This is a genomic window from Amycolatopsis tucumanensis, assembly GCF_021654135.1.
GTDB lineage: Bacteria > Actinomycetota > Actinomycetes > Mycobacteriales > Pseudonocardiaceae > Amycolatopsis_E > Amycolatopsis_E tucumanensis.
The window spans coordinates 17,986-33,696 of the sequence record NZ_JAKGSD010000042.1 but is presented as its reverse complement, the minus strand read 5'-3'; the positions used below and the strand labels follow the sequence as shown (position 1 = coordinate 33,696).

Below are 15,711 nucleotides of genomic sequence, written 5' to 3'. Positions count from 1 at the left end.
CCTTTCTCTCTATCGCCCTGTGTTGGCGGTCACATAGGGTGGTGTCTCCGCCAGCTGATCACGAGGAGGTCGCAGTTGACCAGCCAACCGTCCGTCGCTGAGCAGGCCGAGGGCTTGACCATTCCCATGCTCCTCCGTCGCAACGCCGCGGAGTACGGCGACCTGCCGGCGCTCACGTCGCTGGACGACCCGGACCGCCCGACGCTGACCTGGTCGGCGTTCCGCGACGAGATCGCCGCGGTCTCCCGCGGCCTGGCCGACCTCGGCCTGCGCCGCGGTGAGCGGATGCTGATCATGGCGCCGAGCACCCCGGACCACCTGATCGCCGACCTCGCCGCCACTCACCTGGGCGCCATCTCCTGCACCGCGTACGCGACGCTGAGCCCGGAGCAGATCTCCTACGTCGCCCGCCACAGCGGCACCCCGATCGTGGTGCTCCAGGGCACCGACGAGCTCAAGCGCTGGCAGCAGGTCCTGCACGAGCTGCCCGCGCTACGCCGCATCGTGATGATCGACGCGGACGCCGTCCCCGCAGGCGACGAGCGGTTCGTCAGCCTCGCCGAGCTGCGCGCCCGCGGCGCCGAACTGCACCAGGCCGACCCGCAGGCGTTCGAGGACAGCTGGGCGGACCTGCGCCCGGAGGACCCGATCGCGATGATCTACACGTCGGGCACCACCGGCGACCCGAAGGGCGTGGTGCTGTCCCACCACAACGTGATCTTCGAGGCCTACGCCGTGCACGCGCTGCACGAGTCGCCGATGCACCTGTCGAACATCGCGTACTTGCCGCTCGCGCACATCGCCGAGCGGGAGATCTCGATCTACACGCCGATCGTCTACGCCGGCCACGTGCACACGCTCGCCGATCCGACGCAGGTCGCCGGCGCGCTCGGCCGGGTCCACCCGCAGGGATTCTTCGGGGTGCCGCGAGTGTGGGAGAAGATCGCCGCTGGGCTCAAGGCGATGCTGCCCAGCCTGCCGGAGGACAGGCGCGAAGCGCTGCTCTCCGCCAGCGACCTGCTGCAGCAGGGCTACAAGCTGCGCAACGCCGGCCAGGAGGTGCCCGCCGACCTCGCCGAGAAGATCGCCGAAGCCGACCGGACGGTACTCGCCCCGGTGCGCGCGCTGCTCGGGTTCGACAAGCTGCACTTCTGCTCCAGCGGCGCCGCCGCGCTGCCGGTCGAGGTGCTGTACTTCCTCGCCGGGCTGGGTGTGGAGATCCACGAGGTGTGGGGCCTGTCGGAGACCTCCGGCGCGATCACGTCGAACTCGGCGAAGGCGTTCCGCGCCGGCAGCGTGGGTCGCGCGCTGGCCGACACCGAGATCAAGGTCGACGCCGACGGCGAGCTGCTGGTGCGCGGGCCCCTGGTGTTCATGGGCTACCTGCAGGAGGACGGCTCGATCGCCTCCGCGCTGGACGAGGACGGCTGGTTCCACACCGGTGACATCGGGACGATCGACGCCGACGGTTTCGTCACGATCACCGACCGCAAGAAGGAGCTGATCATCACCTCGGGCGGCAAGAACATCGCGCCGACCCGCATCGAGGGGCTGCTCAAGGAGCACCCGCTGATCGGCCAGGCGGTCGCGATCGGCAACGACAAGCCGTACGTGACGGCGCTGATCGTGGTCGACGACGAGTTCCTGCCGGCGTGGGCCGCGCAGCAGGGCATCGAGGGCAGCGACCCGGTGGTGCTGGCCGAGCACCCGGCCGTGTGGGAGGAGATCCAGCGCGCGGTCGAGGCGGCGAACGCGCGGCTGGCCCGCGTCGAGCAGATCAAGAAGTACCAGGTGCTGGCCAAGCCGTGGACGCCGGAGAGCGGCGAGGTCACCCCGACGCTCAAGCTGAAGCGCCGGATCATCAACGACCGCTACGCGAACGACATCGCCGCCCTCTACACGGCGGACCAGTAGCCCCTAGGCCGAACGGAGAGGCGTGGTCCACTTGCGCAAGCGCGGTGGAACACGCTTCTCCAGGCCGTAGGGCTCCAGGTGGGCGCTGAACACCTCGTCGAAAGCCTGCCGCACCGTCTCGGTGTCCCACGTCTGCCGTTCGAGGATGGGCGCCTTCAGGTAGGGCTGCCCGACGATGTGCAGCTGCGGCCCGTTGCACCGCACGAGCTGCCCCGTGATGCCCTCCGCCTCGTCGCTCAGCAGGAACAGCACGACCGGCGCGATGCGGGACGGCGTCCGATCGGGGGGACAGTTGCGCAGCGAGCGCTCCGACTTCCAGACCATCCGGGTGTGGGCCAACGGGCAGACGGCGTTGACCCGGATGCCGGATTCCTCCAGATCGAGCGCCCAGGAGTAGGTGAGCGACGCCACCGCTCCTTTACTCGCCGCGTAGACGCCGAGCTTGCGCTGGCCGAGCGAGGCGCCGGAGGAGATGTTGACGATCGAGCCGCCGCGGCCTGCCGCGACCATGGCTTTCACGGCCGCGATCCCGGTGTACATCACGCCGAGGACGTTGACCTCGACCAGCTCCCGGACCTCGTCGAGGTCCTCCTCCCAGGGCAGCGCCTCGTAGTTGAGGCCGGCGTTGTTCACCAGTCCGTCGATCGCGCCGAACTCGGACACGCACAGGTCGACGATCGCCTGTGCCTGCGCCGGGTCGGCCACGCTGTGCCCGCTGGCCACCGCCCGCCCGCCATGCGCGCGGATGTTCGCCGCGGTGCGTTCGGCCAGCTCGGCGTCGACGTCGTTGACCACGACCGCCGCGCCCGCCTGCGCGAGGTGCACCGCGAAGGCCTCGCCGAGGCCACGGCCGGCGCCGGTCACCACGACGGCCCGGTCCTGCATCAGCATGCTCATCGGTTCTCTCCCCACCGGCCAGTCCCCGAGCTCCAGCCCGTCCTCGGCTGTCTCCCTGGCCTGTGGTTCCAGTCTTCGCGCCGGAACTGCCCAACGGTGACCGCGCGCCGACGAACGGTCCGTCCACTGCGCTGAACGAGTGACGTCTGATCGGCCGGGCTTACCGCACCACGGGTCACGCGGCAGGGAAACTTCCACCGTTCGTCGTAACCCGAAGGTTAGAAGGTCTACGACCGTATGGGCCCAATGAGGAGATACGGTCGCGCTGTGGCTGTTCGCCTGCGTGTAGTGAGCGGCATACTGATTGTTGCGGAATGTGTCACTTCGGTGATCGGCGTCACAGGAACCGGGCGGGCAGCGACAGAGTCAGTGAGCGCAGGCAGCCAGCCGACGAGGGGGAAGTGGGGAGAGGTGTGAAGACCACGACTCGCCCATCCATGGGTGCGGCGCTCGCCAACCGCGAGTTCCGCACCGTGTGGCTGGCCGAGGCCCAGTCGGTGCTCGGGGACCAGCTGACCACGGTCGCGCTGGCCCTCACCGTCTACCACCGCACCGGCTCGGCGCTGTGGTCCGCGGTCGCCTACGCCCTCACCTTCCTGCCCGCGCTGGCAGGCGGCCTCGGGCTGGCCCAGCTGGCCGACCGCTACCCGCGCCGCACGATCCTCGTGGTCACCGCGGCGCTGCAGGCGTTCTTCATCGCGATCATGGCCGTGCCGGGCATGCCGGTGGTGTGGTTGTGCGTGCTGGTCATGCTCGCGCGGCTGGCCGGCGCGCCGTCCAACGCCGCGCAGAACGCCCTGACCCGCGAGATCTTCACCGACGACGAGCTGTACCTGCGCAGCCAGGACATCCGCGGCATCACCACGAACACCACGATGCTGGCCGGGCTCGCGCTGGGCGGCGTGATCGTCACCGCCGCGGGCCCGTCGCTGGCGCTGGCCCTGGACGCGCTGACGTTCGCGATCAGCGCGGTGGCCCTGCACCACTGGGTGCGCCCGCGCCCGGCAGCGGGCGACGGCGACGGCTCCTGGTTCGGCGCCATCAGCTGGGTCGCCTCCCAGCGCAGGCTGCGCGTGCTGCTCGGCCTGTCCTGGCTGGTCGGGCTCGCCATGGTGCCGGCAGGCCTGGCCGCCCCGCTGGCGCGCGAGATCGGCGCCCCCGACCAGGCCGTCGGGTGGCTGCTGGCCGCGGACCCGCTGGGGTTCGCGCTGGGCGTGTTCGTCCTGTCCCGCTACGTCTCGGCCTCGGCCCGCCGCCGCACGGTCGGCGTGCTCGCGGTCGTGCCGACGGCACTGCTGCTCGCGTTCGGGCTGCGCCCGGACCTGGTGCTCGCCCTGGTCGTCCTCGCACTGGCCGGCGCGACGGGCGCGTACATCATCACCGTCGGGGCCACGTTCATCACGTGGGTGCCCAACGAGCTCCGCGGTGGCGCGGGCGGGCTGTACCGGACCGGCCTGCGGGTCGCGCAGGGCGTCGGGGTCGCGCTCGGCGGCGTGCTCGCGCAGTGGTCCGGCGCGGCGACCACCGCGATCATGATCGCGGGCGCGGCCGGGGTGGTCCTCGGTGTACCCCTCGCGGTGGCGTGGGGCCGGGTGCTCGGCACGGACAGCGATGCGACCCGCACCGGCTGACGGCAGCGGCGGCTGCATTCGGAAGATCAGAAGTCACGGTCGCGCACGACGATTCACCTCACGTTATTCGGGCGGAAACAAACACAAATCGAGGGCACCTCAGAAGTCGCGGTCGCGCACGACGAACACCTCTCCCACGGGAACGAAAACGAGCGCTATTCAGACCAGGGGATCAGAAGTCGCGGTCAGACACGAGGAACACCTCCATTCGGTGCCTGTGGCCGGGACGCGTCACGTTCGCGCGGCCGCTCGTGGCGGCGGTACGCGACGCTTCGCGTGCGGTGAGATGATACCTGTTGATGGAAAGTACCCGGCGTCGTTCCGGGCACAGCAAAGTTACCCGGCGGCGGTACGCGATGTCGAGGGAAGGTGAGCCGATGCCTCCGCACCACGCGCGTCGGCGATCGCCTACACTCCACGGCGATCCGGACCTCAGGGAGGGCGTTCAGTCCATCGAGGAGCGAAATTCGGTACCCCGCCAAGCCGCGCCCGAGAGGGCGGAGGCGAACACAAAGCGTGATGCGTCGAGCACGCGCCGCGCCATGTTGCCGCGGAATTGGGCATTGTGGCGGCGGCCGAAGCGTTTCATCGTTTTCCTGCTCGTCACCGAACTGATTGCGGTCGCGTGGCTGGTCGTCGCATTCGTGAACGCGAGCCCGCCGAGCGGTCTCGATTGGCTGCGCTTCGCGATTCTCACCGTGGGCGCGACGGCGCACATTCAACTGACCCGGCGGCAGGAAGAACGTCGGCGAAATGCGGGCGGCCGGGTCCTGATCGACCTGACCGCGGTCTGGGTGGTGCCTGCCGCGATTATTCTCCCGGTGCCGTTGACGATCTTGGTCGTCGGCCTGGTCCGGGTGCAGCGCTGGTTCGTCGCGCGGCGGCCTGCGCACAACTTCGTGTACTCCACGGTGGCCCACATGCTGGCGGCGACGCTCGCCCACCAGGTCTACGTCGAGCTGGGTCCGCACGACTGGGGTTCGCTGGACGTCACGGGCTCGCTCGCCGAGTTCGGCTGGATGCTGGTGGCCGGGCTCATCTACGAGGGCGTGCAAATCCTCTACGTCGGATCCGTGATCGCGCTGGCCGCGCCGGAGAAGGCGAACGCGCGGACGGTGCTGGGCAGCCCGGCGGACAACGTGCTGGAGGCGATCACGATCGGCCTAGGCGCGGTGACGGCGATCCTGCTGGTGATCATGCCGCCGACGGTCGCGATCATGGCCGTGGTGACGGTGGTCTTCAACCGGCTCGCCGAGATCGAGCAGCTGCAGGCCGACGTGCGGACCGACCCGAAGACGCAGGTCGCGAACATGCGCGGCTGGACCGAGTCGGCCGAGCGGGCCCTGAACAGGGCGACGAAGGCGGCCGATCCGCTGGCCATCCTGATGATCGACCTGGACCACTTCAAGTGGATCAACGACACGTACGGCCACCCCGCGGGCGACGACGTGCTGCGGAACCTGGCGCAGCTGCTGGACGAGGTGACCCGCCCGAGCGACGTCGTGGGCCGCTTCGGTGGTGAGGAGTTCCTGGTGCTGCTGCCGGACACGGACCAGGCGGCGGCGACGGTCGCCGGGGAGCGCATCCGCTCGGCGGTGGCCGGACTGCAGATCAGGACGACCAACAAGCGCGGTGACCAGACGCTGGTGTCGGAGCGGACGGCCTCGATCGGGGTCGCGGTGTTCCCCGACCACGGCGACACCCTGCCGACGCTGATGCAGGCCGCGGACGCGGCCGTCTACGAGGCGAAGGAGGGCGGCCGCAACCAGGTCCGGATAGCCCGCGCCGCCCGCGATTCCGCACCGCTGCCACAACCCCCGCGCGAAGCCAAGCACATCACGCACTGAGCGATTCGCAGACGGCGCGGCGACCTTCTTCTGTTCCATTCACGGTCGCCGATCCACTCGCACTCGCCGATTTGCCCGCACCCCGTGTCGCCATGCCCGGGTGCACAGCCACCAGCACCGGCAGGTGGACCGGCGTCACAGCAATTCCGGAGCCTTTCAGATACGGCCCCCCGAGACAGGCCCTCACCGCGCGAGCCGATCGCTGCGGCGATTCCCACCACTACGAGCCCGGCGCCCGGGCTCCCGTCCCAACGGCATCGCCGAGACCTGGACCAACCAGCCACGCGACCACCACGGCGATTCCCACCACGACACCCGCCCACGGACACCGCCCCCGCCAGCGGTCCGCTCCCACCCCCACCAGCACCCCACTCCCGCCGCCCACGAGCGCCCCACTCACCCACCCACCAGCACCCCACTCACCTTCCCCACCAGCACCCCACTCACCTCCCCCACGAGGGCCCCTCACCCACCCACGCCCGGCCCACCCCATAACCCGATTCCCAGCCCCACCAGCGGCCCACCCCCGCTCCACCAGCGGCCCACTCCCCGCCCCCACGAGCGGCCCACTCACCCACCCACGACCGGCCCACCCACAACCCCACGAAAGACCCACTCGCACACCGAGAACGCCCCCGTCCCCAGAGCACCCGCCCCCACCAGGGCGTTCGCCCTACCCCGGCCCCCCGACTCCTAAACCTCCCACCCCTCACCCACTAGAGTGGCGCACTCCGGAATCCACGATCAGGGAATTCCCTGGTGGCCGCAGAGGCCGCTCCCCTGCCACTCTGGGAGGCGATGATCACCCCAGCGACCTTCACCGACCACCCGCCACCCGGGCAGGCCACCACACCGGTGCCCCGGGTGCGCCGCCGCCTGGCCACCTCCGCCTGGCTGCTGGTGCTGTCGCTGGCCGTCGTCACCTTCGGGTTCGTCGCGTCGCGGCCGGCCTCCCCGCCGGACGCCGGGCCGCCCACCGGCGGCGCGCTGGCCGCCCAGCAGGCCATCGAGGCGCTCGTCCACCCCGGCCAGCAGGCGACCGCGCTCGCCCTCCTGCCCGCCGACTTCACCCAGGTCACCGGTGTCGTCCCCGGCCAGATGCAGGCGCGGGACGGCACGGTCCGCGCGGTGCACGTCGACGGCGGCTGCTCGACCCCGTGGGGCGACGACAACACGAAGTGGGACTACGCGGTCCCGTGCAAGGCACACGACCTGGGCTACGACCTCCTCCGCTACGCCGCCGCGGTCGGCCACCCCCTCGGCCAGGACGTCCGCGAGGCGCTGGACCAGCGCCTGTCCGACGACATGCACGCGGCCTGCGTCATCAACCCGATGGACTCGCCACGCACGTGCCGCGTCGTCGCGAGCCTCTACTCCGCCGGGCTCGTCGTGAACTCCTGGCACCAGCGCTGGGGCCCGCCGGTCGGCGACCCGATCGGCCCGCTGCTGGCAGGCGTCGCCGTGATCGGGTGCCTGTTGATCTTCCGGCTCCGCGGCTGGCTGCAGCACCGGCACGCCCGCGTCGCGACGCCCCCGCCGCCGGCCGCCACGAGGCCGCCTGCGCCGCTGTCCCCGTGGGTGACGCTCGGCGTGGGCAGCCTGGTGCTGCTGATCCTCGGCGAATCGGCCATCGCGCTGGCGCGGTGGGCCGGCGTGGGCGCGGACTGGCTGTGGCCCCTCACGTGGGTGGCTCAACTCGCCCCGGTGTTCTTCTTCGCCGGCGGCCGCGCCAACGCGGCGGGCTGGCGCGCCACCAGGGACAGCGGCGGCGGGTACCGCCAGTACCTCGCCCATCGCGCGAGCTGGCTGCTGCGCCCGGCCCTGATCTTCGTCGTGGTGGCGCTGCTCGTCCCGCTGGCGCTCGAACTCCTCGGCATTCCCGAGGGCACGAACGCCGCGATCATGCGCATCGCTCTGCACCCGCTGTGGCTGCTGGGCATCTACCTGCTTACGGTGGTGGCCACCCCGCTGATGCTCGCCCTGCACCGGTGCGCCGCGGCGGCCTCGGTGGCCGGCCTCCTCGCCTTCGTCGTGCTGGCCGAGATGGCGGCACGGGCCATCGGCTCGCCCATCCCGCGCTACCTGGCGGCCTTCGGCCTCGCGCTGCTCGCCCAGCAGGTCGCGTTCGGGCGGATCCGCACCTCCAACCGGCTGCTCCTGGTCGGTGTCACGGCCGCGGGGGTCACCGGTCTCGCCCTGCTCACCACGGTCGGCGGGCTCAGCCGCGACCTGCTCGGCGCGCCGGGCGCGCCGCCCGCGTTGTCCGGGCCCACCCTGCCGGTCCTGCTGCTCGGCGCCGCCCAGATCGGCCTGCTGGGCCTGGCCGCGAAACCGCTCGCCCGGCTGACCACCCGGTGCGCCGGCCTCGCCCGCCTGGCGATGCGCGCGCCGATGAGCCTGTACTTGGGCTTCCTCGCCGCGATGCTGCTCGTCGTCGCGCTGGTTTACCTGCCGGACCACCCGGCAGCGATCTTCGGCTGGGTCCGCGACCCGCGCACGTGGTTCGCGCTGGCGCTGCTCGCAGTTCCCGCGCTGATGGTCTTCTGGTGGTTCGAGCGCCACCCGCGGGAGACGGCTGTCCCGGTCGCGGACCACCCGGCCTCCGACGGCTGGCTCGCCCACGCGGCGACCATGCTCGGGATCGGGTTCGCCGTGGTCGGGCTGTTCGGGTTCGCGCTGACCCGGTTCGGCGGTGACGACGGCTCGATCATGGGACTGCCGGTCGACCCGATCCAGAACCTTATCCAGCTGCTGATCGGGGTATTCCTCCTGCACACGGTGCGGACAGGGCTCAGCGGCGCGCGCAGCACGTGGGTCGTCACGGGGGTCGCGTGCGTTCCGGCGCTGCTGTCGGCGGCCGATCCGGTGACGATGGCGGTGCACGGCGTGACGGCCCTGATCGCGCTGGCGGCGGTGGCCAGCACGCTCGTATCCACCAAGGCGGTGGCGCAAAACACGTAACCGAGTGTTGTGAACCACTTCCGGTTGGCCGTATGCGACGCTACGGCCGAGTAGGTGAACGATAGCGGCGACGAAAGGAGCACCTGGCGTGGACGACCCGCGGAATGATCGTGGGACCGGCCGGCCCGCACGGCCGCGACCGCGCCAGATCGACGCTCGCTACGAAGGCCCGGTCCGGCGCACGCCGGCCGACCGCGCCGGTCGCTCCTCCCCCGACCGCGTCCCGCCCGAACGGGTGGGCCGCACCCCGGCCGACCGCGCCGGGCGCACCTCCGCGGGCCGCCCGGCCGTCGACCGCGCAGGCAAATCGGCGGGCAACCGCACCTCGGCAGGCCGCCCACCTGCCGGCCGCGCCGTGCGAGGGCCGGCGCCCCGCGACCGGGCCGCGCCCGCCCAGATCCGCCGCCGTCCGCCGCCACCGCCGCCGAGGCGCTCGTCGCGCCGGGGCGCGAAGGTCGCCGTGGGGCTGGTGTCCCTGCTAGTCATGAGCCTCACCGGCTACGCGTGGGCGGCGATGCAGGGCCTGGTCAACGGCCTCACCACCACGGACGTGATCGACGCGAACCAGCCCGCCGACGGGGCCCGCGACATCCTCCTGGTCGGCATGGACAGCCGCACCGACGCGCAGGGCAACCCGCTGCCGGCGGACCTCCTCGCCCAGCTCCGCGCCGGTGTCGCGGACGGCGAGGAGAACACCGACACGCTGATCATGGTCCACATCCCCAACGACGGCAGCAAGGCCGTCGCGGTCTCGCTGCCCCGCGATTCCTACGTCAACATCCCCGGCTTCGGCAAGCACAAGATCAACTCAGCGTACGCCCGCGCGAAGGCCGCGGAACGCCGGAAACTGCAGGAAGAGGGCGAGACGGACGCCAAGTCCATCGAGGTGCAGTCCAACCAGGCCGGGGCCAAGACCCTCATCCAGACCGTCGAGCAGCTGACCGGCTCGACGATCGACAACTACGCCTCGGTCAACCTGCTCGGCTTCTCCGAGATCACCAAGGCCATCGGCGGCGTGGACGTGTGCCTGAAGGAGAACGTCAACGACCCGTACTCGGGCGCGAAGTTCACCAAGGGGCAGCACACCATCTCCGGTGTCGAGGCGCTCGAGTTCGTCCGGCAGCGGCACGGCCTTCCGCGCGGCGACCTCGACCGGGTCGTGCGTCAGCAAGTGTTCATGGCCGGGATGGCGCGCAAGGTGCTGTCGGCAGGCACCCTCGCCGATCCGGGCAAGCTGAACAGCCTCACCGACGCGGTCAAGAAGTCTGTGGTGCTCAACCAGGGCTGGGACATCCTCGGGTTCGCCCAGCAGATGAAGGGTCTTACCGGCGGGCAGCTGGAGTTCCGCACCATCCCGGTGGTCAACATGGACTACAGCACCCCGGACGACGGGCAGGCCATCCAGGTCGACCCGAACCAGATCCGGGAGTTCGTCCAGGGCCTGACCGCCCCGGCCCAGTCCGCACAGCCCGCCGAGACCGGTCCGGCCAAGTCGGCGACCACCGTGGACGTCCGAAACGGAACCGGCCGCGAGGGGCTCGCGTCCACGGTCCTGCAGAGCCTCACCGGCAAGGGCTTCACCGGCGGCCAGACCTCGAACACCACCTCGCGCAAGTCGACCGTGGTCCGCTACCCGGCAGGCGGCCAGGAGGCGGCCCAGCAGGTCGCCGACGCACTCGGCTCGGGCGCGACGATCGAGCAGGACCCGACCGTGACCAAGGGGCACGTCGTCGTGCTCGTCGGCAGCGACTACTCGACCTCCCCGTCGCGCGTGGTCCAGCAGGCGGCCGCCGCGCCGCCCGCGAGCACCCAGGCCCCTGCGCCGGGCAGCGACGAGCCGATCACCGCCAACGGCATCACCTGCGTCAACTGACCACACCGTTCAGCCCACCCCGGGTTAGCCCGATCGGCCTAATAAGCCCGGTCAAATGAAACGGACTGGGCAAAGTCGCGTAAGGAACCCGCACTCAGCGACTTACATACCCGTGAACACCGCTGGAGTTCGACCGGACGTGCCAGAGCAGGGGTGCGGCGCGACGCAAGGTCAGGGCAGGGGACGGGGAGTGCGCATCGACAATGACCTCTACCAGCGAATCCTGGGGGAGGAACTCCGCAAGCTGCGCCGGCGACGAGGCTGGACGCGCAAGGAGCTGAACCAGCACCTGCAGAGCGACATCTCGCTGCAGACGCTGGCCACCTACGAACTGGGCACGCGCCAGTGCTCGGTGGTGCGGCTCGTCGAGCTGTGCCTCGCGATGGACGAGCTGCCGCAGGACCTGCTGGCCCGCGTGCACCGGCGCGTCTTCGCCGACGAGCCGGGCAAGGTGCGGCTGGACCTGACCCGGATCGTCGCCGACGAGCGGACCGAGCTGCTGCCGCTGCGCCGGTGGGCGGAGGGCAGACTGCGCCAGCCCGGTGCCGCGCGCGAGGTGCGCCTGGACCGGGCGGCCATGTCGTGGATGGCTCAGCTGTGCAACCTCACTGTGCCCGAACTGCTGGACCGCCTACACGCAATCTCCGGCGTAGAAGACGACTGACGTTCCTGCCGGAGCGCGACCCCAACTGGGCCGCACTCCGGCAGGACAAACTCCGCCAACCAGACGCCGCGCGACAGCGCGTCAACGGGACAGCCACGGCTTGGATAGCCCAGCTGCGCAACCTCACCGCCCCGCACCGCCGAACCGCCTACCCGCAATCTCCGGCGCGCCGCCAATCCGGAGCGCGGCCCCATCCGCACCGCACTCCGGCAAGGCGTCACGAGTCAGTCGCGGCCGACCAGCTCGAAGTCGGACGGCCGCAGCTTTCGCGTGTTCAGCCAGTACCGCCAGGTGAAGCCGGGCCAGATCGTCCGGTTCACGCCCTTCGCGTCGAGGTACCAGCTCTTGCAGCCGCCCTGCGTCCACACGCCCTTGGCCAGCTTGTGCTGGATCTCGGCGTTGAACCGCTCCTGCACCTCGGCCCGCGGCTCCAGCGCACCGGCGCCGGTCTGCTCCACCAGGCGGATCGCCTCGGCGACGTAGCGGATCTGCGACTCGATCATGAACACGACCGAGTTATGCCCCAGCCCGGTGTTCGGCCCGAGCAGGAAGAACATGTTCGGGAACCCGTTGACCGTGATGCCGAGGTGGGTCCGCATCCCCTCGGTCGCCCACTCCTTGTTGAGCTTGCGGCCCTCCACCCCGATGATGTCCAGGTTGTCGAACGCGTCGGTGACGTGGAAGCCGGTGCCGAAGATGATCGCGTCGACCTCGCGCTCCACACCCGTCGTGTCGATCACGCCGGTCTCGGTGACCTCGGCGACGCCGTTCGTGATCACGTCCACGTTGTCCCGGTTCAGCGCCGGGTAGTAGTCGTTGGAGATCAGCACGCGCTTGCAGCCCATCACGTAGTCCGGCGTCAGCTTCGCGCGCAGCGCCGGGTCGTCGATGTGCTTGTCGATGTTGGACTTCGCGAGCTTCTGCGCGACCTTCATCAGGCCCTGGTGGCCGTTGAAGCCGATCGCGCGGGCCTCCAGCATCCAGTACAGGAGGTTGCGGTAGGCGCGCTGCGTGCCGGGGATCTTCGCGAACACCGACTTGGCCCACTCCGGCATCGCGTGGTCCGGCTTCGGCATCACCCACGCCGGCGTGCGCTGGAAGACGTGCAACTGCTCGACCTCGGGCGCGATGGCCGGGATGAACTGGATCGCGCTGGCGCCGGTGCCCACGACCGCGACACGCTTGCCGCGCAGGTCGTAGTCGTGATCCCACTGCGCCGAGTGGAAGGTCTTGCCCTGGAACCGCTCGATGCCCTTGAGGTCCGGGATCTGCGGCAGGTGCAGCGCGCCGACGCCGTTGACCAGGAACCGGCCGCTGAACGTGTCGCCGTTCTTGGTGGTGACGTGCCAGCGGTGCTCGTCCGGGTCCCAGCGGGCGCCGGTCATCTCCTGGCCGAACCGGGTGCGCTCGTACAGGTCGTACTTGCGCGCGACACCGCGCAGGTAGTCCCAGATCTCCGGCTGTGGCGAGAACGAGCGGCTCCAGTTCGGGTTCTGCTCGAAGGAGAACGAGTACATGTGCGACTGGATGTCGCAGGCGCAGCCCGGGTAGGTGTTGTCGCGCCAGGTGCCGCCGACGTCGTCCGCCTTCTCCAGGATGACGAAGTCCTCGCGGCCCTCCTTGCGCAGCTGGATCGCCATGCCCAGGCCGGAGAACCCGGTGCCGACGATGATCACGCCCGTTCGCGTGTGCTCTGCCATGTACCTTCCTCCACACTGAGCATTAGGTGTTACCGCGAGTCCATCTTACTCGGAGTAGGTTACCTCCGGTAGAGTCAGTTTCATGACCGGGCCGACCCGCCGCAAACGCATGCCCCGAGCCCAGCGCGAGCAGCAGATGCTCGAGGTCGCGGAAGCGGTGTTCGCCGAGCGCGGGTTCGCCGCGGCGTCGATGGACGAGATCGCCGAGCGGGTGGGCGTGTCCAAGCCGATGCTCTACGAGTACTTCAACTCGAAAGAAGGCCTGCTGCTGGCGTGCGTCGCGCAGGCCAGGGCCGAGCTGCGCGAGGTGACCGAGCGGGCGGTGGCCGGCCAGACGGACGCGCGCGAGGCGCTGCGCAGCGGGTTGCGGGCGTTCTTCGTGTTCGCGCGCGAGCGGCGGCAGGGCTGGTCGCTGCTGCGCCACGAGCTCGCCCTGATCGGCACGTCGGCCTCGGACGCGCTGGAGGACACCCGGCGCCAGCAGACGGACCTGATCGCGAAGCTGATGGCGCAGTACTTCGACGCCGGCGAGGTGGGGCACCTCCTGCTGGAGGCGACGGCCGAGCTCGTCGTCGGGGCGTGCGAGCGGCTCGCCATCTGGTGCGAGCAGCACGACGAGGTGACACCCGATCTGGCTACCGACCTCGCGATGGAGGTCCTGTGGACGGGACTTGGTCTTCGCGCTCAGTGATCACGCGTATCCGCAGGTGGTTGCTCCATCCGGTCGTCACGCATCGCACAGTTTCGCCCAGAACTTGTCACGCAGAGTTCTGTTGATGTATCGATAGAAGCTGACAGAGCGTTAAGCAAATGGCGGCAGAAGCACGCCCGATCGGATGAACGCGATCGGCGTCATGAAGAGGCTTCGGATTGCTCCCTCAAAGTGGAGTTGCAGCCGAGAGCGGCAGGGGTGTGAGACTCATGGCGGTACCGATCACGGCGATCTACGTGCCGGAGGACGACGACTGGGCGGTCACCGTGACCGGCCAGGGCAGGAGCCTGACCGCGCGGGCGCCGGGCATCATCGCGGCGCGGGACCGGGTCGACCAGTTCGTCGAGGAGCTGGGCGCGGAGGCGAAGGGGGCCACCGTCGTCCACCTGCTGAACGGCAGCGCGCTGGAGTTCACGGCCGCGTACATGACCGCGCGGCTGACGCGGCCCGAGCCGGCGCCGATCGAGGTTCCGGAGCCGGCCGCGCCCGCGGAGGCGTCGACGGCGGAGGAGGCACCGGCTGATGTACCAGAGCAGCCGGCGTCCAAGCCGGAGAAGAAGCCGAAGGCGAAGCTGACGGCGGACATCGGGGACGCGCTGACGGCCGCGAAGCCGGCGGCGCCGCAGCCGGCGGCCACCTCGTCGATCAAGGTGACCGCGGCCGCGAGCACGCCGGCCGCGCGGGCCTGAGCCCTCAGCGGAAGAGCTTGCGCACCAGCAGTGCGGCGACGAGCACGCCGACCCCGATCAGCGGGAACTTGACTTTGGGGTCGTCGAACTTCGTGCGCAGGGTCGTCTTGGCGTTGTCGGCCAGCCGCTTGGGGCTGGCCTTCTCGCCCAGCTGATCCAACGTCGACGCAAGCGCTTCGCGGGCCTTCACGATCTCCCGCTCGATGGTGTCCGGGTCGCGAGCCACAGGTCCTCCTCACCTTCGCAGGGCACAACCGTAGATCACGGCCCGCGACGGGCGGCACCGGCCACGCCGTACGAGGCCCGGGCGCTAGGCTGGTGGCGTCGGGGCCCGTAGCCCAATTGGCAGAGGCACATGGTTTAGGTCCATGCCAGTGAGAGTTCGAGTCTCTCCGGGCCCACCGCGAAGTCGCTCGACGGCGCCCGCCGTGCGTCAGGCGTCCTGGCGGCGCTCGATCACCGTGTCCAGTGCCGTCCGTGCGCCTTGCAGCCGGGCGATCGTCGCGTCGATGCGGGATCGTTCCGCGCGCAGTCGCTCCAGCACGCCGTCGCAGGCGGGGGTCGGCGGTTCGCCCCGCACGCACGTGCCGATCTCGGCTATGCCGGCCGTCGTCAGCCCGGCCGCGAGCAGCTCCCGGATGCGGCGCACCGCCGTCACATCGTCCTCGGCGTAGTCGCGGTAACCGTTCGGCGTCCGCGCCGGCTGGAGCAACCCCTGCTTCTCGTAGTACCGCAGCAGCTGCTCGTCCACCCCGGTTCGCCGCGCGAGCTCTCCGATGCGCATCCGTCCGCCTCCGCGACTTGACCTTGTAACTGATTTCAA

The 15,711-nt window shown here is 70.4% G+C and carries 12 protein-coding genes and 1 tRNA gene; 9 read left to right on the top strand and 4 right to left on the bottom strand.

From position 1 onward, the window contains the following. Positions 1–126 precede the first annotated feature (126 nt). Positions 127–1,914, top strand: coding sequence for an AMP-dependent synthetase/ligase (locus tag L2C96_RS31670; RefSeq protein WP_237338851.1), 1,788 nt, complete (start codon positions 127–129; stop codon positions 1,912–1,914). 3 nt (positions 1,915–1,917) lie between these two features. Here L2C96_RS31670 and L2C96_RS31665 read toward each other — a convergent pair whose 3' ends face one another. Beyond that, the gene (locus L2C96_RS31665; RefSeq protein ID WP_020421519.1) at positions 1,918–2,811 is read right to left on the bottom strand and encodes an SDR family NAD(P)-dependent oxidoreductase; all 894 of its coding nucleotides are present in this window, start codon (positions 2,809–2,811) and stop codon (positions 1,918–1,920) included. A gap of 437 nt (positions 2,812–3,248) precedes the next feature. Here L2C96_RS31665 and L2C96_RS31660 point away from each other — a divergent pair, with 437 nt between their 5' ends. The 5 genes from L2C96_RS31660 (at position 3,249) to L2C96_RS31640 (ending at position 11,787) form a co-directional block, all read left to right on the top strand. Beyond that, positions 3,249–4,442 carry an MFS transporter gene (locus L2C96_RS31660; protein WP_020421520.1) on the top strand — a complete coding sequence of 398 codons (1,194 nt, stop codon included), beginning with the start codon at positions 3,249–3,251 and terminating at the stop codon, positions 4,440–4,442. Positions 4,443–5,005: 563 nt separating this feature from the next. Next, positions 5,006–6,289 (top strand): GGDEF domain-containing protein, encoded by a 1,284-nt coding sequence (locus tag L2C96_RS31655; protein WP_372491286.1) that lies wholly within the window; start codon positions 5,006–5,008, stop codon positions 6,287–6,289. A 798-nt stretch (positions 6,290–7,087) separates the two neighbouring features. After that, positions 7,088–9,250, top strand: coding sequence for a phospholipase A2 (locus L2C96_RS31650; protein WP_237338815.1), 2,163 nt, complete (start codon positions 7,088–7,090; stop codon positions 9,248–9,250). 88 nt (positions 9,251–9,338) lie between these two features. Further along, a complete protein-coding gene (locus L2C96_RS31645; RefSeq protein ID WP_237338814.1) occupies positions 9,339–11,123 on the top strand; it encodes an LCP family protein in 1,785 nt (594 codons plus the stop codon). Between the two features lie 190 nt (positions 11,124–11,313). Next, positions 11,314–11,787, top strand: coding sequence for a helix-turn-helix domain-containing protein (locus tag L2C96_RS31640; RefSeq protein ID WP_237338813.1), 474 nt, complete (start codon positions 11,314–11,316; stop codon positions 11,785–11,787). A 224-nt stretch (positions 11,788–12,011) separates the two neighbouring features. Here the strand turns inward: L2C96_RS31640 and L2C96_RS31635 are convergent, their stop codons facing one another. Continuing rightward, complete coding sequence (locus L2C96_RS31635; protein ID WP_237338812.1) at positions 12,012–13,487, bottom strand: flavin-containing monooxygenase; 1,476 nt, start codon at positions 13,485–13,487, stop codon at positions 12,012–12,014. Positions 13,488–13,623: 136 nt separating this feature from the next. Here L2C96_RS31635 and L2C96_RS31630 point away from each other — a divergent pair, with 136 nt between their 5' ends. Together L2C96_RS31630 and L2C96_RS31625 are read left to right on the top strand one after the other, a co-directional pair. Beyond that, positions 13,624–14,178 (top strand): TetR/AcrR family transcriptional regulator, encoded by a 555-nt coding sequence (locus tag L2C96_RS31630; protein ID WP_237338849.1) that lies wholly within the window; start codon positions 13,624–13,626, stop codon positions 14,176–14,178. A 230-nt stretch (positions 14,179–14,408) separates the two neighbouring features. Then, positions 14,409–14,888, top strand: coding sequence for a hypothetical protein (locus L2C96_RS31625; RefSeq protein WP_237338811.1), 480 nt, complete (start codon positions 14,409–14,411; stop codon positions 14,886–14,888). Between the two features lie 4 nt (positions 14,889–14,892). Here the strand turns inward: L2C96_RS31625 and L2C96_RS31620 are convergent, their stop codons facing one another. Then, positions 14,893–15,114, bottom strand: coding sequence for a DUF3618 domain-containing protein (locus L2C96_RS31620; RefSeq protein WP_017984592.1), 222 nt, complete (start codon positions 15,112–15,114; stop codon positions 14,893–14,895). A 101-nt stretch (positions 15,115–15,215) separates the two neighbouring features. Between L2C96_RS31620 and L2C96_RS31615 the strand changes: the two genes are divergently transcribed. Next, positions 15,216–15,289 (top strand) — tRNA-Leu (locus tag L2C96_RS31615). Positions 15,290–15,321: 32 nt separating this feature from the next. Here L2C96_RS31615 and L2C96_RS31610 read toward each other — a convergent pair. Further along, complete coding sequence (locus L2C96_RS31610; RefSeq protein ID WP_020421528.1) at positions 15,322–15,672, bottom strand: MerR family transcriptional regulator; 351 nt, start codon at positions 15,670–15,672, stop codon at positions 15,322–15,324. Between the last annotated feature and the right edge of the window lie 39 nt (positions 15,673–15,711).